General features: G+C 45.8%; 18 protein-coding genes and 1 pseudogene. 9 read left to right on the top strand and 10 right to left on the bottom strand.

Translation table 11 applies throughout. The features are described 5' to 3' along the window. Positions 1-61 precede the first annotated feature (61 nt). The gene (locus tag Q4Q49_RS16700; RefSeq protein ID WP_311999904.1) at positions 62-724 is read right to left on the bottom strand and encodes a glutathione S-transferase family protein; all 663 of its coding nucleotides are present in this window, start codon (positions 722-724) and stop codon (positions 62-64) included. 238 nt (positions 725-962) lie between these two features. Here Q4Q49_RS16700 and Q4Q49_RS16695 point away from each other — a divergent pair, with 238 nt between their 5' ends. Genes Q4Q49_RS16695 through Q4Q49_RS16680 form a run of 4 tightly spaced genes read left to right on the top strand, consistent with a single transcriptional unit; the run spans position 963 to position 3,208 of the window. Further along, the gene (locus Q4Q49_RS16695; protein ID WP_006083821.1) at positions 963-1,265 is read left to right on the top strand and encodes a hypothetical protein; all 303 of its coding nucleotides are present in this window, start codon (positions 963-965) and stop codon (positions 1,263-1,265) included. A gap of 1 nt (position 1,266) precedes the next feature. Next, positions 1,267-2,493 (top strand): sulfite oxidase, encoded by a 1,227-nt coding sequence (locus Q4Q49_RS16690; protein ID WP_311999903.1) that lies wholly within the window; start codon positions 1,267-1,269, stop codon positions 2,491-2,493. Beyond that, positions 2,493-2,876, top strand: coding sequence for a cytochrome C (locus tag Q4Q49_RS16685; protein WP_311999902.1), 384 nt, complete (start codon positions 2,493-2,495; stop codon positions 2,874-2,876). The genes Q4Q49_RS16690 and Q4Q49_RS16685 overlap by 1 nt, the downstream gene beginning before the upstream one ends. Beyond that, positions 2,873-3,208 (top strand): c-type cytochrome, encoded by a 336-nt coding sequence (locus Q4Q49_RS16680; protein WP_311999901.1) that lies wholly within the window; start codon positions 2,873-2,875, stop codon positions 3,206-3,208. Before Q4Q49_RS16685 ends, Q4Q49_RS16680 begins: the two co-directional genes overlap by 4 nt. Positions 3,209-3,298: 90 nt before the next feature. Here the strand turns inward: Q4Q49_RS16680 and Q4Q49_RS16675 are convergent, their stop codons facing one another. Continuing rightward, entirely contained in the window at positions 3,299-4,219 is a 921-nt protein-coding gene (locus Q4Q49_RS16675; RefSeq protein ID WP_168827616.1) for a biotin-dependent carboxyltransferase family protein, read from the bottom strand. A gap of 333 nt (positions 4,220-4,552) precedes the next feature. Between Q4Q49_RS16675 and Q4Q49_RS16670 the strand changes: the two genes are divergently transcribed. Then, positions 4,553-5,593: an HDOD domain-containing protein gene (locus Q4Q49_RS16670; protein ID WP_311999900.1), complete on the top strand. Its 1,041-nt coding sequence runs from the start codon at positions 4,553-4,555 to the stop codon at positions 5,591-5,593. 102 nt (positions 5,594-5,695) lie between these two features. Here the strand turns inward: Q4Q49_RS16670 and glyS are convergent, their stop codons facing one another. Then, on the bottom strand, positions 5,696-7,765 hold the full coding sequence (glyS, locus tag Q4Q49_RS16665) for a glycine--tRNA ligase subunit beta (protein ID WP_311999899.1): 2,070 nt from the start codon (positions 7,763-7,765) through the stop codon (positions 5,696-5,698). A gap of 10 nt (positions 7,766-7,775) precedes the next feature. After that, complete coding sequence (gene glyQ, locus Q4Q49_RS16660; protein WP_219235734.1) at positions 7,776-8,681, bottom strand: glycine--tRNA ligase subunit alpha; 906 nt, start codon at positions 8,679-8,681, stop codon at positions 7,776-7,778. 117 nt (positions 8,682-8,798) lie between these two features. Here glyQ and Q4Q49_RS16655 point away from each other — a divergent pair, with 117 nt between their 5' ends. Continuing rightward, the gene (locus tag Q4Q49_RS16655) at positions 8,799-9,395 is read left to right on the top strand and encodes a DNA-3-methyladenine glycosylase I (RefSeq protein WP_011918265.1); all 597 of its coding nucleotides are present in this window, start codon (positions 8,799-8,801) and stop codon (positions 9,393-9,395) included. A 190-nt stretch (positions 9,396-9,585) separates the two neighbouring features. On the opposite strand, the gene Q4Q49_RS16650 is transcribed toward Q4Q49_RS16655, so the two are convergent. From Q4Q49_RS16650 to fadB, 6 genes and pseudogenes are all read right to left on the bottom strand, one after another. Further along, positions 9,586-12,774: an amidohydrolase family protein gene (locus tag Q4Q49_RS16650; RefSeq protein ID WP_311999898.1), complete on the bottom strand. Its 3,189-nt coding sequence runs from the start codon at positions 12,772-12,774 to the stop codon at positions 9,586-9,588. A 264-nt stretch (positions 12,775-13,038) separates the two neighbouring features. Beyond that, positions 13,039-13,485, bottom strand: a complete 447-nt coding sequence (locus Q4Q49_RS16645; protein WP_311999897.1) for an MOSC domain-containing protein — start codon at positions 13,483-13,485, stop codon at positions 13,039-13,041. A gap of 47 nt (positions 13,486-13,532) precedes the next feature. Continuing rightward, complete coding sequence (gene tusA, locus Q4Q49_RS16640; protein ID WP_006083810.1) at positions 13,533-13,778, bottom strand: sulfurtransferase TusA; 246 nt, start codon at positions 13,776-13,778, stop codon at positions 13,533-13,535. 170 nt (positions 13,779-13,948) lie between these two features. After that, positions 13,949-15,110 (bottom strand): annotated as a pseudogene (locus tag Q4Q49_RS22200) (diguanylate cyclase domain-containing protein). 242 nt (positions 15,111-15,352) lie between these two features. Further along, complete coding sequence (gene fadA / locus Q4Q49_RS16625; RefSeq protein WP_006083808.1) at positions 15,353-16,516, bottom strand: acetyl-CoA C-acyltransferase FadA; 1,164 nt, start codon at positions 16,514-16,516, stop codon at positions 15,353-15,355. A gap of 22 nt (positions 16,517-16,538) precedes the next feature. After that, the gene (gene fadB / locus Q4Q49_RS16620) at positions 16,539-18,689 is read right to left on the bottom strand and encodes a fatty acid oxidation complex subunit alpha FadB (RefSeq protein WP_063883865.1); all 2,151 of its coding nucleotides are present in this window, start codon (positions 18,687-18,689) and stop codon (positions 16,539-16,541) included. 490 nt (positions 18,690-19,179) lie between these two features. Here fadB and pepQ point away from each other — a divergent pair, with 490 nt between their 5' ends. The 3 genes from pepQ (at position 19,180) to Q4Q49_RS16605 (ending at position 22,679) form a co-directional block, all read left to right on the top strand. After that, positions 19,180-20,502, top strand: a complete 1,323-nt coding sequence (pepQ, locus tag Q4Q49_RS16615) for a Xaa-Pro dipeptidase (RefSeq protein WP_311999896.1) — start codon at positions 19,180-19,182, stop codon at positions 20,500-20,502. Between the two features lie 27 nt (positions 20,503-20,529). Further along, positions 20,530-21,144 (top strand): YigZ family protein, encoded by a 615-nt coding sequence (locus Q4Q49_RS16610; RefSeq protein WP_006083805.1) that lies wholly within the window; start codon positions 20,530-20,532, stop codon positions 21,142-21,144. 77 nt (positions 21,145-21,221) lie between these two features. Next, positions 21,222-22,679: a TrkH family potassium uptake protein gene (locus Q4Q49_RS16605; protein ID WP_107946146.1), complete on the top strand. Its 1,458-nt coding sequence runs from the start codon at positions 21,222-21,224 to the stop codon at positions 22,677-22,679. Positions 22,680-22,681 lie beyond the last annotated feature (2 nt).

Raw genomic sequence — 22,681 nt, 5'->3', positions numbered from 1 at the left:
GTACTTGAATGATTAAGGGAAAGCCAAGGCTTTCCCTTTTTTATCTCTATGATTTATCTCTTTATCGATCAATACCCGCTTCATCCGCTGCAACAATTTCAGTCTCTGCTTTAGCCGCATTAATCCACGCCTGCATTTCCGGACAGCTGATCACATGCTGCATATAGGCACGGCTTGCCTGCGAGACTTCAATATCGTAGGTAAGAAAACGCATAACCACAGGGGCAAACATCATGTCGGCAATCGACCATTGGCCAAATAACCAAGTACCTTCGGCATGTGATGGGGCAAACTCGGCCATCTGTGCAGACCAAATCGCATCGATGCGCTCAATGTCTTTGCGGACCGCATCAGTGAGCTCAACATAGCGCCTCGCGCGTATGTTCATTGGTAGAGCGTTACGCACGGCATTAAAGCCTGAATGCATTTCACTGGCAATCGATCTAGCCTTGGCTTTTTGTTTAGGATCTTGCGGCCATGCGCTACCCGCAAGATAGGTGTCGTTGAGGTATTCACAAATTGATAGTGAATCCCATACCGTAATGCCGCCATCGACTAATGTCGGTACTTTTAACGTCGGCGAAATGGCTTTGAGTTGCTGATAGAAGCTGTTGGTATCGAGTTGCAGTAATACTTCGTTGAACGGTACGCCAGATTTTGCGGCCATAAACCAAGCCCGCAGTGACCAGCTAGAGTAATTTTTATTGCCGATATAAAGATCCATTGTTTGTCCTTGAGTGAAATGCAGTGTTTCTGCAAAGCTACTATATGGACTCATTTCACCTATGACTAATGAATATTTTACCCTTTCTACATCCGCTAATACGCATCATTTCTCTTGAGCTTACGAGTCACTTTTATTGAATTTAAACGACCCACAGCATTGAGATAATTTAACCATATCTTAATTACTTTGTTCGATGGATTCTGTCGAGATGAAGGCTAATTGGCGAGATAAATGGATGTGGCAGCGAGTGATTTACCCCGTAAGTGCACTGATTTTTATGCTATCGGCGGTGGCAAACGCCGATGAGGCAAATAAGTTATTGAATATGTGTAAGGCTTGTCATGGCGAGTCCGGTGTGAGTCGTTTTGAGCATATTCCTAATATCGGATGGCAAAACTCAGAATACCTATTGAAGCAACTGCGAGCCTTTAAGGCGGGGAATCGCCAAGATCCCACTATGACTAAAGTCGCCCAACTCTTGACTGAGGCTGATATGCAGCTGATGGCGGATTACTTTTACCTCGGAAAGGATAAATAACATGGATCTTAATCGTCGGGTTTTTATTAAAGGGGTGGTAGCGACTTCTGTTTTATCTGCCTTACCCGTTAAGTGGGTATTTGCCGATCAGCTTCCCGCAGAGGTCATTCCTCTGGATATATCAGCATTAACTTGGACTAAGGGTGAGGACTTGCCGAGTTATTTCAAAGTGTTAAACACTCATCCACTGAATGCGTTTCCGCCGGAGCATAAGCTCGCTCCTGCTGTGACGCCTGCCGATGCCTCGTTTATCCGTTGGAATGGCATAGTGCCTGACTTTAAGGCGTTAGATGCTAAAACTTGGACTTTTCAAGTGGATGGTGAGTCTGTTATCACCCCAAAAACCTACACAATTGATGAACTTAAGCGTCGCTTTAAGCATTACACATTGCAGTTGCTGATTGAATGTGGCGGCAATAGTCGCTCTGGCTTTTTTCCTAGTACTAAGGGTAATCAGTGGAATAATGCTGGCGTATTTTGCTCCGAGTGGACAGGTGTTTTAGTGAGTGATGTGCTTAAGGATTGCGGTATTAAATCTGATGCTGTTTACACAGGCCACCACGGTGTTGATCGGCATTTGAGCGGTAAAGGTGAGGCGATTTCACGCGGCGTACCAATAAAGGCGGCGCTCGAAGAGCTTGGGCTTATTGCATGGTCGATGAATGGTGAGGACATTCCTTATCTACATGGATATCCCTTACGTATTGTGTTTGGTGGACGGCCAGGATCCGTTTCGCAAAAAGCGGCGACGGGGATCAGTGTGCGTAATAAAGTCCATGATGGACATAAAATGGAAGCACCAGCGTATCAACTCCCTAAATATCCCATAGCGCCAGGTGAGTCCGTTGATGATAAAGACTATAAAATCATTGAAGAAATGATAGTGAAGTCATTGATCACTCAACCTCAATCTGGAACCGAATTAGCTGTGGGTCAAAAGATGACTATCGCAGGCCATGCTTGGGCGGGATTGCGGGAAGTGGTTAAAGTGGAAGTCAGCTACGATTATGGCACCCGTTGGTTTACCGTTGAATTAGAAAAACCTAAAAACATAACAGCATGGCAGCAATGGAAGATTGAATTGCAATTACCGTCGCAGGGCTATTATGAAATCTGGGCCAAAGCGACCGATAGTGAAGGTGATAGTCAGCCTGTCGTACAACCGCAATGGAATCCTAAGGGATATATGTTTAACGGCTGCCACCGTATTGCCGTTAGGGTAATGTGATGAAATCACATATCAATAAACTGATATTGCTTGGGTTAGTGGCATCCAGTATTTCGCTAGCTGCTGAGTATCCAGTGGACCCTAAATCGGGTTTGATCATGGCTCCTGGTTGGGAGCTGGTTAATTATCAATGCAATGCCTGTCACACCAGCATGATTGTTACCCAAAATCGCGGTGATAAAGCCTTTTGGAAAGAGACTTTGCAGTGGATGGTAGATACTCAGGGTTTATGGGACTTGTCGGATACTTGGGAGCCCACCTTGAGTTATCTAAGCACTCATTATGGGCAGGCTGAAATGGATATGACGATCTTCAGACGTCTACCTTTAGAACCGAACCTGCAGCCTGTGCTAGTTAACCCTTTCCTTAAGGAACCAAAATGAAAGCGATTATCATAAGTTTGATTGCGCTATGTGGCTTATCCACAGAGGTTAATGGAGAGGTTTATCAAGCAGATATAGAGCGAGGTCAGGCATTGGCTACAGCACAGTGTGAGTCATGCCATGGCACTGCGGTGATCGCTATGGCCAAGCAATTCCCAAACTTAAAGGGACAAAAATTAGCTTATCTTAATAAACAGCTCGTCGATTTTAAAACCGGAGTACGACTCGATCCTTTGATGCAATCACAAGTCAGCGCGTTAAGTTCTGAGCAATTACAAGATGTAGCGCTGTTTTATAGCCAGCAAGTTACACCGAACCTAAGTGCGAATTAGCGTTATTGTGGGGACTATTTGAATGAAGTCGAATGTAGCTTGCTAGGAATGCGGGGTGATGTTTCTTGGGCGCGATGATTAAGCGGCCTGTTAACCTAGACTGCGTTGTAAGCGATAGAAGTAGTCATGCCATTCCGCTTGCGCCGTTGCTGCTTGTTCATCGTCAACCAATTCGAATTTAACTGTCTGCCCTGGGCGAGTTTGCGCGAGTTTCCACAGATCGGCTTCAATAATCACGGCGATTTGAGGATGATTGCTGGTGGTCTTAGCATCGGCAAGTAACACTAAAGGTTGCCCTGAAGCTGACACTTGAATGACTCCGGGCTTGACTGTATGGGATTGAACGGGAAATGGTTTTGCTAAGGTCAATATTTCCCCGTTGAGTATTGCACTTGCACGATTGCTTTCTGCCGAAAGTTGCCACTGTGTTTGCCAGAATGTTTGCTGCGATTTCAACGAGAAGGCTTGGGTGTGCTTTGTTGCGAGTGCGCGAATATGCCCATTCCAACTTTTTTGAATTGCGCCAACTTGCCTTCTTAGTGGATGAGCGGAACCTAAGGTCAGGCTATCGCCAGCTTCTAATGCGCGGCCATGAAATCCACCGATACCTGAGGTTAAATCAGTTGCAGCAGAATCCATCACTAACGGCACTTTAACGCCGCCGTCAACCGCAACATAGGCACGCATGCCTTTATTCCCCCCTCTAAGACTGAGTTTTTGTCCTGCCTTAATAGAGTAACGCCAGCCGCAAACTATGGGTTTATTATCTATGCGCGCATCGAAATCGGCACCCGTTAAGGCAATCCAAGCATCACGTTTAAACAAAAAAATCGATTGTCCGAAGGTTAATTCCAGTACGGGTGTATTGTCTGGATTTGAGAGTAGGCGGTTTGCTAAACACAGTGCAGGTCTATCTAAGGCACCAGCTTGGGTTACGCCTAAATGTCGATATCCCATGCGTCCGATATCTTGAACTGTGGTTAGTGCACCCGCTTTTATTACCTCGATCATCAAATTTTCCGTTGTTAGCTCGCGAGTAGATTGTTAATCCCTTAAAGGGAGACAAAATACGTATCCCTTTATAAATGGTAGGCATATTGTCAGTTAAATGATGCTGAAATGTAAGTTTTTTGAGGTTTCAACTTGTAACCAAGATTGTCTTTGTAAAAGCAGTAATGGTGGGATAGAAGAAGTCCGAAATGAATTGAATATGTTACACTTAAGCTAAGTATTAGCCTGTCTACAATGTCTTAATACATGGCTTGAGCTGATCAAAATGGATTTATGATGGGCAATATTTAACTGACTTTTTAACAATTATTTATAATGACAGGTTGATGCTTCTTGATTAAATCACTTTTTAATAAACTCTTTAATATTCGCGATACGACGACCGTTGAGAGACCCAAAAGTTTTTCAACGACGGACTTAGGTAAGCCGCTTGAACCTGCACTAAAGCCAGCTAAACCTCTCGAAGACATTAGCGTGGTATCTGTCGATTTATCTGCACTCTTTTATAGTTTGTTATTTCCGACACGGGTTAAGGACACTGGCGGTGTAGCGAATAATCTTGAACGTAGAGTCATGGCGGAGATAGAGCAGGCCTTAGCGTCGCCACAAGTCATCGCCGAAAAAGTGTTAAAGCTGCCGTCAAAGGTATTGGAGTTAGATCGTAAATTGTCCGACCCACAATTTGATATTAAGGATCTATTAGCGCTTATCGAGCGAGATCCTTTATTGAGTGTGGAGGTGCTTAAGCTGTGTAATTCTCCCGCGTTTAAACGTAGCGATAGGGATATCACCAGTTTACAGCAGGCTTTGGTACAGCTTGGCCGCGAACAGTTGAGAAAATTTGTCACCACTTGTTTAGTGCGTGAAATGTTGGATATCAAACCAATCTATTTTCGTCGTTTTGGGGCTGAAATTTGGCGCCATTCGATGCAGGTTGCTTTTCTTGCCAGTGAGTTAAGCGATGAAGATCAAGATACGGCTTTTTTATTGGGCTTATTGCATGATGTCGGCAAGCTGGCCATTTTCAAAATGCTCCTCGATGCGTTTGTGCTGGCGGAGCCGGGAGAGCAGCCTAATTCTGGATTATTTAGACAAGTGATGACGACGAAATCGTTAACCTTAAGTTCATTGCTCGCTAAGCATTGGCAGTTACCCAATACCTTTGAAACAGAATTAGACAAGCTCGCCAGTGTAAACTCGCGTCCGCAAGCTGGGCTCGCCGCTGTGGTATGGCGGGCGAATGTGATCAGTGAGATTTCTATGCTGCATCAAGCAGGGCAATTGTCCCCTGAGATACTGGCGAATTTACTGCAGCAAGTTAACTTAGATCAAACTCAATTTGATGGCTTATATCAAAAACTGACGCAGTTTTGATTGGGCAATTTAATACGTTTGGTATAAGAAATCAGGACAATAAAAAACGCGCTATGAAGCGCGTTTTTTTATAAAGCGATAATTTTATAAACCTTAGTATCGTTATTGCAGTAGTGATATATCCGCGACGTGCAGGAACTGCTCGCGTAGGTTATTCAACAATGCTAAACGATTGTTTTTCAAAGCTTCATCATCCGCCATAACCATTACATCTTCGAAAAACTGATCCACGCTTTCACGCAGGCCAGCTAACAAAGTTAAGGCTTGTTGGTAATCTGCATTGGCAAATAAAGGTGCCAACTGTGGTTGTAGCTCGTTCAACTTGGCCGCTAATGCTTGCTCTGCGGCTTCGGTCAACAAACTTGCATTGATCCTTGTCGGTAAAGCGCCTTCAACCTTAGCCAGAATGTTGGATACACGTTTGTTCGCTGCTGCAAGTGCGCCAGAAGCTTCTAGGCTTCTAAAGTGTGATACCGCATTGATACGACTATCAAAATCAGCTGGGCGTGTTGGGCGACGTGCTAGCACTGCTAAGATCACATCAACACCAATACCTTTATCTTGATACCAAGCGCGGAAGCGTGCCATTAAGAATTCAAGTACTTCCTCTGCAGCGTTTGCGTTGCTTAAGTTAGTACCGTGGAGCTCCTGAGCTTTAGCTATCAGCGTTACTAAGTCCAGTGGCAGTTTGTTCTCAACGATAATACGCAGCACACCGATGGCGGCACGGCGTAGGGCAAAGGGATCGGCAGCGCCTTTTGGTGCTTGGCCAATACCAAAGATGCCGACTAAGGTGTCGAGCTTATCTGCTAATGCGACAGCGCAAGATACGCCAGCACTAGGCACTGTATCGCCAGAGAACTTAGGCTTGTATTGCTCTTCCATTGCAACCGCAACGGCTTCGGTTTCACCATCGAGGCGGGCGTAGTGCATGCCCATAGTGCCTTGAGTGTCGGTAAACTCCATCACCATATTGGTCATCAAATCGGTTTTAGATAACAAACCTGCACGAGCTGCATCAACCGCATTCGCGCCAGTTTGCTCGGCAATAAAGGCGGCTAGGGCAGAAATACGATTCACTTTGTCTTTTAAGGTACCGAGCTGCTGTTGGAACAGGACGGTTTCTAAGCTAGGTAAACGTGATTCCAGCGTGTGTTTTTTATCGGTATTAAAAAAGAACTCAGCATCAGCCAAACGTGGGCGAACGACTTTCTCGTTACCTGAGATAATTTGCGCGGGATCTTTAGATTCGATATTGGCCACAAAGATAAAGTTTGGCAGTAACTTGCCTGCATTATCAAAGACTGGGAAGTATTTTTGGTCGCCTTTCATGGTATAGACCAAAGCTTCAGACGGTACACTTAAGAATTTTTCTTCGAAGCTGGCGGTCAATACTACTGGCCATTCAACCAAAGAGGTGACCTCTTCCAGCAGGCTATCTTCGATATCGGCTGTGCCACCAATCTTAGCGGCGGCTTTTTCGGCATCGGCTTTGATTAATGCTTTACGGCTTTCGTAATCGGCGATGACTTTGCCTTTTTCTTTTAGGTCGGCAAGGTAATGATCAGCGTGTGCTAATTCAAACTGCTTGAGCCCCATAAAGCGGTGACCGCGAACAGTGCGTGCCGATTTGATACCCAGCAATTCACCTTCAATCAACTCACTGCCTAACAACATAGTTGCTGTGTGCACAGGGCGAATAAATTGGGTTTTATTATTGCCCCAACGCATTGGCTTAGGAATGGGCAATTTATCGAGTGCACGTTGAGCCATAGCAGCGATCAAACTTTTGGTTTCGACGCCCTCAACTTTGGCGTTATGGACTAACCATTCGCCTTTATCTGTAACTAAACGTTCGGCTTGCTCAACGGTAATGCCATTACCACGTGCCCAACCTTCAGCGGCTTTAGTCGGTTTGCCTTCAGCATCGAATGCTGAACTCACAGCTGGGCCGCGTTTTTCAACGACTTTGTCAGCTTGTGCAAGGGCAAGTTCAGTGACGTTAATTGCTAGACGACGTGGCGCTGCGTACCAAACGGCTGAGCTGAACGCTAAATCGGCTTTGGTGAGTTCTTCAGTAAAGTTAGCTAAAAAGGATTCAGCCAGTTTACGCAGTGACTTAGGGGGTAATTCTTCCGTACCTAACTCTATGAGTAAGTTTTCAAAATTCATGTTTTTACCTCTACTTACACATTGGGAAGCCAAGCGCTTCGCGTGCCTGATAATAAGATTCAGCGACCGCTTTCGCCATAGTACGAACGCGTAAGATGTAGCGTTGGCGCTCAGTAACTGAAATGGCATGGCGGGCATCGAGCAGGTTGAAGGCGTGTGAGGCTTTCATCACTTGCTCGTAGGCGGGCAGAGGTAAAGGTTTTTCTAGCGACAATAAATGCTGACACATTTTTTCGCACTGATCGAACAGGGTGAACATAAAGTCCACATCGGCGTGCTCGAAGTTATAGGTCGATTGCTCGACTTCGTTTTGATGGAACACATCGCCATAGGTGATTCGGCCCAGTGGACCATCGGTCCATACGAGATCATAAACGCTATCAACGCCTTGGATATACATGGCCAGACGCTCTAGGCCATAGGTGATTTCACCTGTGACTGGGCTGCATTCGATACCGCCGACCTGTTGGAAGTAAGTAAACTGAGTCACTTCCATACCGTTAAGCCAGACTTCCCAGCCTAAGCCCCAAGCACCTAATGTTGGTGATTCCCAGTTATCTTCTACAAAGCGGATATCGTGGATTTGAGTATCAATACCCAGTGCTTGCAGTGAGCCTAAATATAGCTCTTGAATATTGTCAGGTGAAGGCTTCAACACGACTTGGAACTGGTAGTAGTGCTGCAGACGGTTAGGGTTTTCACCGTAACGACCATCTGTAGGGCGGCGCGATGGCTGCACATAGGCACTGCTCATAGGTTCAGGTCCTAAAGAACGTAGGAAAGTTTGTGGGTGGAATGTACCCGCACCGACTTCCATATCTAGAGGTTGAACGATTGCACAGCCTTGCTGTGCCCAATATTCCTGCAGGGTGAGAATGAAACCCTGAAATGTTTTTACGTCGTGTTTTGTCGTCATGTCTACTTGTCTACTGCCGTCAGCCTGAATAGAAAATGGGTTCGATTATACCTTGTAGATATCTGCTTATGTAGGTTATTTTTTACCTTCTTAATTAAAACGATAAGGTTATATGTCATGGAAGAGATCCGCTGTGGCTGGGTAAGTGATGATCCCTTGTATCGTGAGTATCACGACAAAGTGTGGGGGCGACCTGTTTATGATCCAAAGGAGCTGTTTGCTAAGTTGTGTTTAGATGGTCAACAGGCCGGATTATCTTGGATAACTATCCTGAAGAAGCAACAAAACTATGAACAGGCCTTTGCTAATTTTGAACCTGAGATTATTGCGACTTTTGATGAGGCGAAAGTTGAGGAGCTCATGTTGAATCCCGGTATAGTGCGCAATCGCTTGAAGGTGAACTCTATCATCAAGAATGCTAAAGGTTATTTAGCCTATACTGCCGATGGGAAGGATTTCTCTGCATTTTTATGGAGCTTTGTGGGCGGAAAACCCATAGTTAATCAGATTACGGCAATGTCGCAGGTTCCTGCACAAACACCAGAATCTGAAGCTATGTCAAAAGCGTTGAAGAAACTCGGATTCAATTTTGTCGGCCCAACCATTTGTTATGCCTTTATGCAGGCTGTGGGTATGGTGAACGATCACCTTGTCGAGTGTATTGCTTATCAGGCCTGTGTCGATTCTTGTGCCGGACTGCATAACCACGAGTAACATTAATCGCAGAGCTTGCCTATGTTGAAGTAGGGGTTGGGACTTGTCGTGGTATTAGAAGCCTAGCGATAAAAAAGCATGTTCCATGTGGAACATGCTTTTTGTTATTCGCAGGAGTTAGTCATCCCTCTTATAAAGTCTAAATGGCCTTATAGAAAAGCGACAATTTCATTTTGCCTTGAGGTCGAACTTAGATTTTCTCAAAGAAAAACGGCTTACGCTGTGCTTTATCCCCATTTAGTTCATTCATAGTCTCTGCATCAAATAACTTACCATTGACCATAGTATGAGTGACTTTGTCGGTGACTCGAATGTCGGCTAATGGATCACCATCAATAACGATCAAGTCTGCGAGCTTACCTTCTTTGATAGAACCGAGTTGCAGCTCCATGCCAAAGGTCGTCGCTGGATTAATGGTGGCCGTTTTCAACACTTCCATATTGCTCATGCCGCCTTGGGCAAACATCCACATTTCCCAGTGTGCCGCTAAACCCTCACGTTGGCCGTGGGCGCCGATATTAGGATGAACACCTAACTTATTGAGCTCGTTAGCCACCTTAGCAACATTGAAATGATTGTAGTGGCTATCTGGAGCATGGGGGCGTCGCATTGATCTTGCTTGTAAAATATCGGCTGGTACATACATGGATAGGCGTGGATGGGCCCATACATCGGTTTTATCATACCAGTAGTTTTCACCAGAAATACCACCATAGGCGACCACTAAGGTTGGCGTGTAACCAACTTGAGTCTGGCTCCAAAACTGTTTGATATCGTTATAGATTGAACTAACGGGGAGCGAGTGCTCAATCGTAGTATGTCCATCGGCGACCATGCTTAAATTATGTTGCAGCAAACTGCCACCTTCAGGCACGACCATCATTTCAAGTTCACGTGCGGCAGCGATGACTTGCTGCCTCTGATTTCGGCGCGGTTGGTTGTAGCTTTTTACGCTAAACGCCCCGACTTTTTTCAGACGTTCAAGATGAAACTTGGCATCATCGAGGGAGTCTATGTGCGATGTGTAGCCAGGCGCATTGGCACCATACAATATGGTACCAGTAGAGAAAATACGTGGGCCAACTATGTGTCCTGCTTTTTGTTGTTCGGAAGCTGCAAAAATCTCAGTCGTGTCATTCGAGGGATCGTGAATAGTGGTGACACCCAAAGATAAACCGGAATACAGCGCCCAGTTCTGTTGTGGCACAATTTCATCATCTGCTTGCGGTCCATGGGCGTGGGCATCGAATAGCCCTGGCATGATCGATTTTCCTTTGATGTCGATGATCTGTGCATCTTTTGGAATCGCGATATTGGCATCACCAACGGCGACAATATGATTGTCTTTGACTATGACCACGCCATTATTGATGACTTGGTCATTTTCCATTGTAATCACTTTGCCACCGATGAAGGCGATTGTTCCACGTGGAACATCGGCCCTTTCGGTAAAGCCTAAATTGATAATACTTGGTTGAGCTTTTTCATCTTTATTGAGATATTGAGTATCAACCTTGGCTTGATAAAGTTCGGGACCAAGCGTCCAATACAGTTGGTTGCTTTTACTGTTCCAACTGATACTTTCACCCGCACGGACACTCAATTGGCTTACGGGTAGATTGTTGGCATTGGGTCCAATCTCAACTGTTTCACCGTGTTTAGCAAAAGGCGTCACCCAAACCTTAAAGCGTTCAGCGAAGGCAAGTTGCTCACCATCGGGTGAAACCCTAAACTCAGTCGCATGCTTACTGCTGTAATGAACCCGTTTATCGAAGCCATCTAAGTTGATAGATGATAACTGTGGCGTTTCATCTTCGCTGCTATTCATAAAAAAGACGCGATCGGCATTGGCACCGAATTGAGCTTGGTAGCCATCGGCACTGATTTTCTTATTTTGTTTGCCTTTGATATCGACTTTATATAGTCCAGGCTCCTGCGACCAAGTTCTTGGTGTGAGGTTACCGCCTTGGGTTTTACGATACACCACAAGTTCACCATCGGGTGAAAAGGTGGGTTCTACGTACTTTCCTGGCTCAGATGTTAGCGGCTTAGGTTTGCCACCTTTGGCACTAATGACTTGCACTGTTCCTTGTTCTTGGTCATTCCAAGTAGTGAAAACAATATTTTTGCCATCGCGGGACCATTGTGGAAACAGTTCTTCAATTCCATTATTGAGTTCAGTTAAGCGCGACATTTTTCCATCGGGTAATGATTTTAACCAAATCTTACCCAGCGCTTCGAAGGCCACTTTACTGCCATCGGGAGAGACCTGCGCCATACGTAGCATTTTGACATCGAAAACATCTTTATCTATATCTTGCTTAAAGCGCACTGAGGGTTGTACTGCTAACTCAGTTTTTACGCTAAAGGGGATATCTGTGAGTGTTTTGCTGGCAACATTCAGGCGGTTAATCTTTCCCTTCGCCCAGAAGAATATATCCTTGTTATCTTGAGTCCATGCCATTGTTGGATAGACGCCATGAATCGCCCAAGTCTCTTGCATATCACGGTCTAGTTCGCCAAACAGTTTAGTGGTTTCACCAGACTTGAGGTCGAGTAGGTAGAGTGATGAATTAAAATCATCGCGCTTTATATAGGCGAGCTTAGTGCCATCAGGACTCGGGGTTGGTCGAATTGCGCCACCGGTACCTTCAATTAAAATTTCAATGTCACCGGTTTGGGTATCATAACGTTTGATTTTGTAGATACCGTTAACTGAGTCCTTTGAATAATGGAATGTTTTGCCTGGCGTATCATCTTGGCTAAAGTAGATATAACGGCCATCGGGCGAGTACGCGGGTTCGCCTAAATCTTTCTGATCATTTGGGCGTTCAGTTAGTTTTACGCCTTCGCCGCCAGCTACGTGGTATAGCCACACTTCACCCGCACCTAAACTGCGGCTGGCGGTAAAATGCTTACGTGCAACAAGATACTGAGAGTCAGGGCTCCAAGCGGGACTGTTTAGCAGCCTGAATGTTTCTTGGGTGACAGTTCGTGGATTGCTGCCATCAGCATCCATGATCCAAATGTTATCGCCACCATCGCCATCCGAGGTAAATGCGATGTGTTTGCCATCTGGGCTATAGACGGGCTGCATCTGCCAAGCAATACCTTGGGCTAATGGCTTAGCTTCACCGCCTGATACTGGGATTTGATAAATGTCGCCGAGTAAGTCGAAGACGATATGCTTGCCATCTGGACTGACACTAAGGTTCATCCAAGTGCCTTCATTAACGTCAATTTTGACTTGCTCTAAGGGGGCATTCGCTGGAGCGTTAACATTCCATTCGGCCTCCTTAGTTTCTGCTGCGTTAACGGCGAGGGTATTCATCCCTAGAGCGAGGGCGATATAAAGCGGGGTAAGTTTAGATTTCAACATGTCACTTCCTGTTATCGTTCTTATGGACTGCTTGAGTGGTATTAATTTTAAGATGAACTTTTGTTAATACTTAGTCTAGTTATCGCATAAATAGGGAAGAAGGAACACGTAAATACTGTTTCAATTGATGACCGAGGGAATGGAAAAGTAACGGCGATATAGATAAGAAAGCGGGCATAGCAGAAGTAGAACCAAGTCAATTGGTTCTATTTACTGAGGAGTATGGAGATTTAACTAAGAGTGGCTGACTCGCTGGGAATAAAATTAGCTTGGATTCACCAGAGTGATCTCATCGCCTAAGTGGATCATGGCATCATTCAATACTCGGCAGGTTACACCACCTCGCCAATCTGGCCTGAGCGCGGCCTCTAAACCGATATGCGCTATTTCCATCTTTTTACAGGGATCGGTTTCACCCGTTATTTCAAGTCGCAACTCGCCGATCTGTAAATGTTTACCAACATCGGCACTACTAAATACGAGATCATCAACCAGCAGATTTGCTCTGCGAGTCGTCCATGGTAAATCTGCCTCGATACTATTACAGGCCTGTTGCCACTGAAGTTTGGAAAGCACAGTGACTTGGCGTTTGCCTGGGCGACCAAACACATCTTTCTCTACGCCACTGAGTTGGGTGACATTGGCACAGAGAACTTCATTCATTGGGCCGCGTTTTACAGTTTTATAGGCAATCGCCAGCAGTTTTGGCATAGTTTCTCATATCCTTTGTTTTATGAGTAAGTCGTTAACGATACGACTTAAAGTCCTTTTTTGATCAAATATTGATATGGCGTTTGCGTGGTTTCACTGGCAATTAAGGTGTGATCCATAAACTCACAAAAGCTCGGAATATCGCGCGTCGTCGCAGGGTCATCGGCAATGATCAGCAGTGTCTCGCCGGCAGCCATTTGTCTTACGGTTTTACGCACCATCATTACAGGCTCTGGGCAGCGTAAACCAAGAGCATCGAGTCTATGCTGTGCGGTTGAGAAAGCGTCGTTCATATTACCTCTACTGAACGGTTAAGCAGAATTAGCTAATGTTACTCCAGCCCCCATGATAAACCAAGTTGGCGGTTTTAATTTGTGATCTGGTTTTATTGATGTGTTCTATCAATACGAATGTTAGATATAGAATGTTCCACGTGGAACATGATGACGAATGGGTTTAAAAATTACTCGACGGCTTTATCAACGCTTTGAGATTGAGAGATTGAATGGACATCAGCTGTACTATTCTCAGGTGCTAAATCATTTGCTGCCGCCATAGTTTGTTGCTGCTGTTTGGACGCACGTTTGTAGCTATACATTCGCTGATCGGCTTTATGAATTAAGCTATTGGCTTCTTCATATTCGTAGGGCCCTGTATCAATAATGCCAAAGCTTAAGGAAATATTGTTTAAACTGAGTTTTATTTTTTGATTGAATCGAGTGATGAAATTATCCCGAGCTTGTTCTTCACGGCAGTTAGGCATAATGATACAGAACTCATCTCCACCATATCGAAAGCAATGATCCTCGGCACGAGTGATTTCTTTAATCGCTTTTGCTACAGCGCGCAGTACTTCATCCCCAGATCTATGGCCTTGGGTGTCGTTGAATGACTTAAAATCATCTACGTCTAAGTAGATCACGCTGACGGGTTCGGCACGCCTTTGGGCGGCCCTGAGTATGCGCGTTGCCGTTTCTTGTAAATGCCTAACGTTGAGCAGGCCTGTTAAGGGATCGGTTTGCGACAGTTCTTCAAGCTGCTGCGTCCGCTCTTTGACTTTGCTTTCCATGCTTTGGGCATATTTTTCGGCTTTATCCTTAGCGTTCTCAATTTCGGATACTAAGCTGCGAATATAAGTATCGAATACTAACGTGACATCAAACAGCACCAGTTTATCAATCGCGACACGGATACATTCGCCTTGATGTGTATCTTGCACTGAACAGTTGATCACGGCGTAGATAAGCTCTTTTAGTGTGTGTACCGCAGACAGGTAAAGCTTAGGCTCAACACCAATGCGTTTATGGACTAACCCAATCCGCAGGCGATTGTTTACGTACTCAAGATCATAAACACCATTAAATAAATCAAGCACATACCTTCTCTGTGCGGCGTAAGCGGGCAAGGGTGTCTGAGTCTCCGATCAGCAGCGCAATTTCTGACACGCTGGTTTGTAAGCCATAAAAGTCATCGACGATTTTATCGATGTTTTCTTCAATGATGGGCTTAAAGGATTGCAGGGCCTTTACGTCCGCCTCAGTAAAAGAGAAGAGCGCCTTACGAGACTCGATCTCCAGCTCAGTGATCCGCATTTGTTCGAAAAGGGTCTGTTCCGTTTGTAGCATCAGGCATTCCTCTTGTAAAACAACGAATTGCATCCTTGCACTACACTGCCTAGATTTGGCTGATGATTGCTTGCCTGTTGTCGTCCACAATAGCCAGTGATGCCCTTGTAGTTAAGTTGATAACGGACTGATTTTCAAATGAACAGCAGAAGATATGAGAAATATTAATATTTACGCTGGCAGAAAATTTGGTATAAAAAAGCCGGAACAAGTTCCGGCTTTGAAATTATTCGAGTAACGAATTAAACGCGTTCGAATACAGTGGCGATACCTTGGCCTAAACCAATACACATGGTCGCTAACCCTAAGGTCGCGTCTTTGTCTTCCATTAAGTTGATCAGCGTCGTAGAGATACGAGCGCCTGAACAACCCAGTGGGTGACCTAGTGCAATTGCGCCGCCGTTGAGGTTGATTTTGTCATCAACCACATCTGCTAAACCTAAATCTTTCACACAAGGTAAAGACTGAGCAGCAAACGCTTCGTTAAGTTCAATCACATCTAAATCGGCAACTGTGATACCAGCGCGAGCCAGTGCTTTTTGCGTGGCTGGCACTGGGCCGTAACCCATAATAGCCGCGTCACAACCTGCAACCGCCATAGAGCGAATGCGTGCACGAATTGGTAAGCCAAGTGCACGCGCTTTAGATTCTTCCATGATCAACATGGCTGAGGCGCCATCAGACAGTGCAGAAGAAGTACCAGCAGTCACAGTACCGTTTACTGGATCAAACACGGGGCGCAGTGCAGCCAAAGATTCCATTGTGGTTTCTGGGCGGATCACTTCGTCTTGCAGGACTTTAATTAAGGCGCCGTTAGCATCGTGACCTTCAATGCCATAGATTTCCTTAGCAAAGCGGCCTTCAACCGTTGCAGCATAAGCGCGTTGGTGTGAACGTACCGCAAAAGCATCTTGCTGTTCACGGGTAATGCCGTGCAGTTTACCCAGCATTTCAGCCGTTAAACCCATCATGCCAGAGGCTTTTGCCACGTTGTTAGCAAGACCTGGGTGGAAGTCGACACCATGGCTCATAGGTACATGGCCCATGTGCTCTACGCCACCAATAATAAAAGTGTCGCCCATGCCAGTCATAATTGCACGTGCAGCTTGGTGGATAGCATCCATTGATGAACCACATAGGCGGTTAACCGTCACAGCGCCAGCAGTCTTTGGAATGCCCGCTAATAGCGAAGCGTTACGGGCGATGTTGAAGCCTTGCTCTAGGGTTTGTTGCACACAACCCCAAATCACGTCTTCAATCAGGTTTGGGTCGAGTTGTGGGTTACGCAGCAACAGACCTTTCATTAATTCGGCAGACAGAGTTTCTGCACGCACATTACGAAATACGCCAGCCTTTGAGCGGCCCATCGGAGTACGGATGCAGTCTACGATAACAGCTTGTTTCATGATTAAATTCCTTTCCCGCTAATTAGGCTTGGTAGTAGCTACCGTTATTGGCTGCTAATGTGCGCATCGCATCTGTGACTTGATACAGACCGCCCAAGTGAGCGTATTTGTCTGCTAAGGCCACAAAATTTGCGACACCCATGGTATCCAAGTAACGGAACACGCCGCCTCTGAATGGCGGGAAACCTAAGCCATAAACTAGGCCCATATCCGCTTCGGCAGGCGATGCGACAATACCTTCTTCTAAACAGCGCACGGTTTCGATGATCATAGGGATCATAGTACGGGCAATAATGTCATCGGCTTCAAAGGCTTTTAACTCGCCAAAGGCATCTTTCAATAGGCCGTAGCTCGTTGGATCGACATCTTTCTTCGGCTTGCCACGGCTATCGACTGAATAGACATAGAAACCTTTACCATTTTTCTGGCCAAGACGTTTGTTCTCAAACATCACATCAATCGCGTCAGTGCCTGATTTACCCATGCGATCAGGGAAACCTTCAGCCATAACAGCTTGGGCGTGATGACCTGTGTCTAAACCGACTACGTCGAGCAGGTAAGCTGGACCCATTGGCCAACCGAATTGTTTTTCCATCACTTTATCGATTGCGGCAAAGTCGCCACCTTCGGCAAGTAAGCCGTTAAAGCCTGCAAAGTAAGGGAAGAGTACGCGGTTAACGAAGAAGCCTGGGCAATCATTAACAACGATTGGGGTCTTGCCCATTTTGCTGGCATAAGCCACAACAGAGGCGATGGTTTCTTCGGAGCTGTGCTCGCCACGGATAACTTCAACCAACGGCATTTTGTGCACAGGGTTAAAGAAATGCATACCGCAGAAACGCTCAGGTTTCTTCATGCTCTTAGCAAGCAAGTTGATTGAAATCGTTGAAGTGTTTGACGCGATAATTGCATCTTCACTCACATAGCCTTCAACTTCGGCTAAAACCTGTGCTTTGATTTTTGGATGTTCAACAACGGCTTCAACGACAACATCACTGTGTTTAATCGCGGCATAATCTAACGAAGGCGTGATGTTGTTCAGCACTTTGGCCATTTTTTCTGGCGTTGAACGGCCACGGGCGACTTGGGCAGACAGCAGTTTAGCGGCTTCATTGAGGCCTAAATCTAATGCTGGCTGGGCAATGTCTTTCATGACAATCGGTGTGCCTTTGCTGGCGCTTTGGTAAGCGATGCCGCCGCCCATAATGCCTGCGCCTAATACGGCCGCGTTGTTGACTTCTTTTGCTAACTTGCCAGCTTTCTTCGCTTTACCTTTAACAAATTGATCATTAAGGAAAATACCGATAAGTGCTTTAGCTACGTCAGTTTTAGCCAGCTTGATAAAGGCTTGATGTTCGATTTGTAATGCTTCAGCACGACCTTTAGTAGATGCTTGCTCAATTACGCTTACAGCAGCCATTGGTGCAGGGTAGTGTTTACCCGCAACTGCAAACACCATGCCTTTGGCTGTGGTGAATGACATCATAGCTTCAAGTTTTGGCAGTGTTAGCGCAGACAGTTTACGGTTACGACGTGCTTGCCAATCCAGCTTTTCAGCTACAGCATCTTTCAGCATTTGAATCGCAGCAGCTTCTAACGCTTGTGGTGCAACCACGGCATCAACAGCGCCGACTTTCAGTGCATCTTCAGCGCGTTGGTCTTTACCTGTGGTGATCCACTCAAGTGCGTTATCTGCACCAATCACACGTGGCAGGCGAACTGTGCCGCCAAAACCTGGGATGATGCCGAGTTTAGTTTCAGGTAAACCGATTTTGGCTGTGGTATCTGCGATACGGAAATCGGTTGCCAGAATGGTTTCACAGCCGCCACCTAAGGCAAAGCCTTTGATTGCTGATGCGGTTGGGAAAGGCAAGTCTTCGAGTTTGTTGAAGACTGCGTTGGCTTGTTCAACCCAAGAGAGCAATACGGCGTCATCTTGTGCGAACAGGCCTAAAAATTCGGTAATGTCGGCGCCCACAATAAAGGTATCTTTACTTGAGGTCAGCACTAACGCTTTGATATTGGAATCTTGCTTGATGCTGTCTAATGCCGCATCGAGCGAGGCGAGGGTTTCTCTGTCGAATTTGTTCACCGAACCGGGTGCGTTAAAGCACAGCTTGGCAATATTATCCTCGAGTAACTCAACCTGAATTGTAGGACTTTGGTAGATCATTGCTTGCTTCCTTTTGGCTTAAAAGTGATACCCACCATTATGTGTTGGTGCTAGTACGACTCTCTATCTCACAGCAGCTTCGGCCATCATTTGACCAGTTGTGTGCCAGTGTGCTTCGAAATTCGATAAATTACAACACCCAATTTAAACGACTGTTTAATTTCTTGTCGGCTAGAGTGATTTTTCACCTTTGTGATACACTGCACAGAGTGTAGAACACCTAGAATGCGTTAAATCACTTTGCGGATAAATAGGTCTTTGTGGCTGTTTACCTTAGACGTTTAAACGCTGCGGCCATGCTAGGGTTGAACGTAACTATTAAAGATAATCATGACGTTATCGCTTTAATGTTCTTTGTTCAGCGGCCATGTATTTTAGATTGAGTGACAGTTTAGTGTTTTGATTGAATCTGTTGTTCATGATCAGATTAAGAATATGTGAGCAAATTCGGCTCATATTATTAACTTTTATTCATTGCAGGAGATGACAAATGGATCAGTTGGCTCATCACTATCGTGCCCATATTGCCGAGTTAAACCGTCGAGTCGCAGAGATTTTGTCTCGAGAAGCCTTGTCTGGTTTAGTGATCCATTCGGGTCAGCCGCATCGGATGTTTTTGGATGATATCAATTATCCCTTTAAGGCAAACCCGCACTTCAAGGCATGGTTGCCAGTGCTAGATAATCCGAATTGCTGGTTAGTGGTTAACGGCCGTGATAAGCCGCAGCTGATTTTTTATCGTCCTGTGGATTTTTGGCACAAAGTGTCTGATGTGCCTGATATGTTTTGGACTGAGTATTTCGATATTAAGCTGCTGACCAAGGCTGATAAGGTCGCTGAGTTTTTACCGACAGATATCGCCAATTGGGCCTATTTAGGTGAGCATTTAGATGTGGCCGAAGTGCTGGGTTTTACCAGTCGTAATCCCGATGCTGTGATGAGTTATTTGCATTACCACAGAACCACTAAAACCGAATATGAGCTGGAATGCATGCGCCGCGCGAATCAAATTGCGGTGCAGGGACATTTGGCGGCTAAAAATGCCTTTTATAATGGTGCGAGCGAGTTCGAAATCCAGCAGCACTATTTATCTGCAGTTGGCCAGAGCGAGAATGAGGTGCCCTATGGCAATATCATCGCCCTTAACCAAAATGCGGCGATTTTGCATTACACCGCACTTGAACACCAAAGCCCTGCGAAACGTTTGTCATTTCTTATCGATGCCGGCGCGAGTTACTTTGGCTATGCCTCTGATATCACCAGAACCTATGCATTCGAGAAGAATCGTTTCGATGAATTGATCACTGCGATGAACAAGGCACAGCTAGAGCTTATCGACATGATGCGTCCAGGCGTGCGTTATCCCGATTTACACTTGGCCACCCATGCTAAAGTCGCGCAAATGCTATTGGATTTTAATTTAGCCACAGGTGATGCCCAAGGTTTGGTCGATCAAGGCATAACCAGTGCTTTCTTTCCCCATGGCTTAGGTCACATGTTAGGTCTACAAGTGCATGATGTTGGTGGCTTCTCCCACGATGAACGCGGTACTCATATTGCAGCGCCAGAGGCCCATCCATTCCTACGTTGCACCCGCATTTTAGCGCCAAACCAAGTGCTGACCATGGAACCTGGGTTATACATTATCGATACTCTGCTTAATGAGCTTAAACAAGATAGTCGTCGCCAACAGATCAACTGGCAAACGGTTGATGAGTTAAGGCCTTTTGGCGGTATTCGTATCGAAGATAACGTCATAGTGCATCAAGATAGAAACGAGAACATGACCCGTGAACTCGGTTTGACCGATTGATCATAGGGTAAAGATTAGGGCGGATGTGTGCTCGAAAGTTATAGCGTTCCCTGTGCAGATATCGTGATTGAAGAAGAGATAAAGCATAGCCGCTTTATCTCTTTTCTGTTTCATTGCGATAGCTTTGAAAAATTTAAGTTAGTACTCACTGACATAAAGCGTGACTATCCCGGCGCAAGCCATTATTGCTCTGCTTTTGTGGCTGGCGCACCGGATGATAGCGTCTTGATTGGTTCGAGTGATGACGGCGAACCTGCCGGCAGTGCTGGTCGCCCTATGTTAGCTGTGTTGCAAGGGGCGAATATCGGCGAAGTGGGTGCTGTTGTGGTGCGTTATTATGGCGGAACTAAGCTAGGCGTAGGTGGACTGGTTCGGGCTTATACGTCGGGCTTGCGGCAAGGTTTGGTTCAATTACCGACGCGACTAAAACAGTTACGTTATCCCGCCAAGTTGCATTGTGATTATGCGCAGCTGCGCGATGTTGAGCATCTATTACAGCAAGTCGATGCCGTGATAATCGATAAGCAATTTGCCGAAGCGGTCGATATTGTGTTCGAGATAGGCAGGCAGCAACAGGCATTACTGTGTGAGTCGCTGGCGACGCTCAGTCAGGGAAGTTTGAGGCCTGAGTTTGAGCTGTGATGCCTGCGTAAATTATGCCAAAATAGCCCAAATGCTGAAAATACCTTTGCAGCCAATGGAATGATTGAACTCGCTTAATGCAATATAAAACCATAATACGAATCATAGGCCTGCTGATTGGTTTATTTTCAATCACTATGCTGCCACCAGCACTGATCGCAGTTTGGTATAACGATGGCGGCGGTACGGCGTTTATGCAGGCATTTTTTGTCAGCCTATTTATTGGTTTCTGGCTCTGGTATCCCAATCGCCACTGTAAAGAAGAATTGCGTACCCGAGAGGGTTTCTTGATTGTGGTCCTGTTCTGGACCGTACTGGGTTCTATCGGTGCTTTACCGTTTATCTTCTCGAGTCAACCCGACCTCAGCTGGACCGATAGTTTCTTCGAATCTTTCTCTGCGTTAACCACCACCGGAGCCACAGTGATTGTCGGGCTCGACTTCTTACCTAAAGCCATTCTGTTTTATCGCCATATGCTGCAATGGCTCGGCGGTATGGGGATTATTGTGCTCGCCGTGGCGATTTTACCTGTGCTTGGCGTAGGGGGAATGCAGCTCTATCGCGCTGAAATTCCGGGCCCAGTGAAAGACAGTAAGATGACCCCGCGGATCGCCGAAACCGCTAAGGCACTGTGGTATATCTATTTATTGCTAACTATTTCCTGTGCGACCGCTTATTGGCTGGCGGGCATGAGTGTGTTCGATGCGGTTTGCCATTCATTTTCAACTATCGCTATTGGCGGTTTTTCGACCCACGATGCTAGCATGGGGTATTTCGATAGTTCAGTGATTAACCTTATTTGTGTATTCTTTTTAATCGTTTCTGCGGTTAACTTTAGTGTGCATTTTGCGGCATTTTCGCGGCGAGGAATTAACGTTAGAGTGTATTTTAAAGATGCCGAATTTAAGATGCTGGTGGCGATTCAACTCATTCTTACCGCGATTTGTTTCCTCACGCTTTATCATTCGGGCATTTATGATTCGCCGGAAGAAACCTTAGATCATGCCTTATTTCAGGCGGTTTCCGTGGCCACTACCGCAGGGTTTGGTACTGAAAGCTTCCACATGTGGCCGCTGTTTTTACCTATTCTATTGATATTTTCAAGCTTTATCGGTGGCTGTGGTGGCTCAACTGCGGGTGGGATTAAGGTGATTCGGGTTATTTTGCTGCTGTTACAGGGCTCGCGTGAATTAAAGCGACTGGTTCATCCTAAGGCGATGTTCTCTATCCGTATCGGTTCTAAAGCCTTGCCCGATCGCGTTGTCGATGCCGTGTGGGGATTCTTCTCTGCCTATGCGCTGGTGTTTGTGATCTGTATGCTTGCACTCATGGCGATGGGATTAGATGATATTACCGCCTTTAGTGCTACCGCGGCTTGCTTAAACAACTTAGGCCCAGGCTTAGGTGCGGTAGCCAGTAACTACGCCAGTATTGGCGATGGCGCCAAATGGGTATTGGTCGTGGCTATGCTGTTTGGTCGCCTCGAAGTATTTACCTTACTGATTTTGTTTACGCCAACTTTTTGGAAGAATTAATC

It is taken from the genome of Shewanella sp. SP1S1-7 (assembly GCF_031932105.1).
Lineage (GTDB): Bacteria > Pseudomonadota > Gammaproteobacteria > Enterobacterales > Shewanellaceae > Shewanella > Shewanella baltica.
This window is presented reverse-complemented; position numbering and strand designations above follow the sequence as displayed.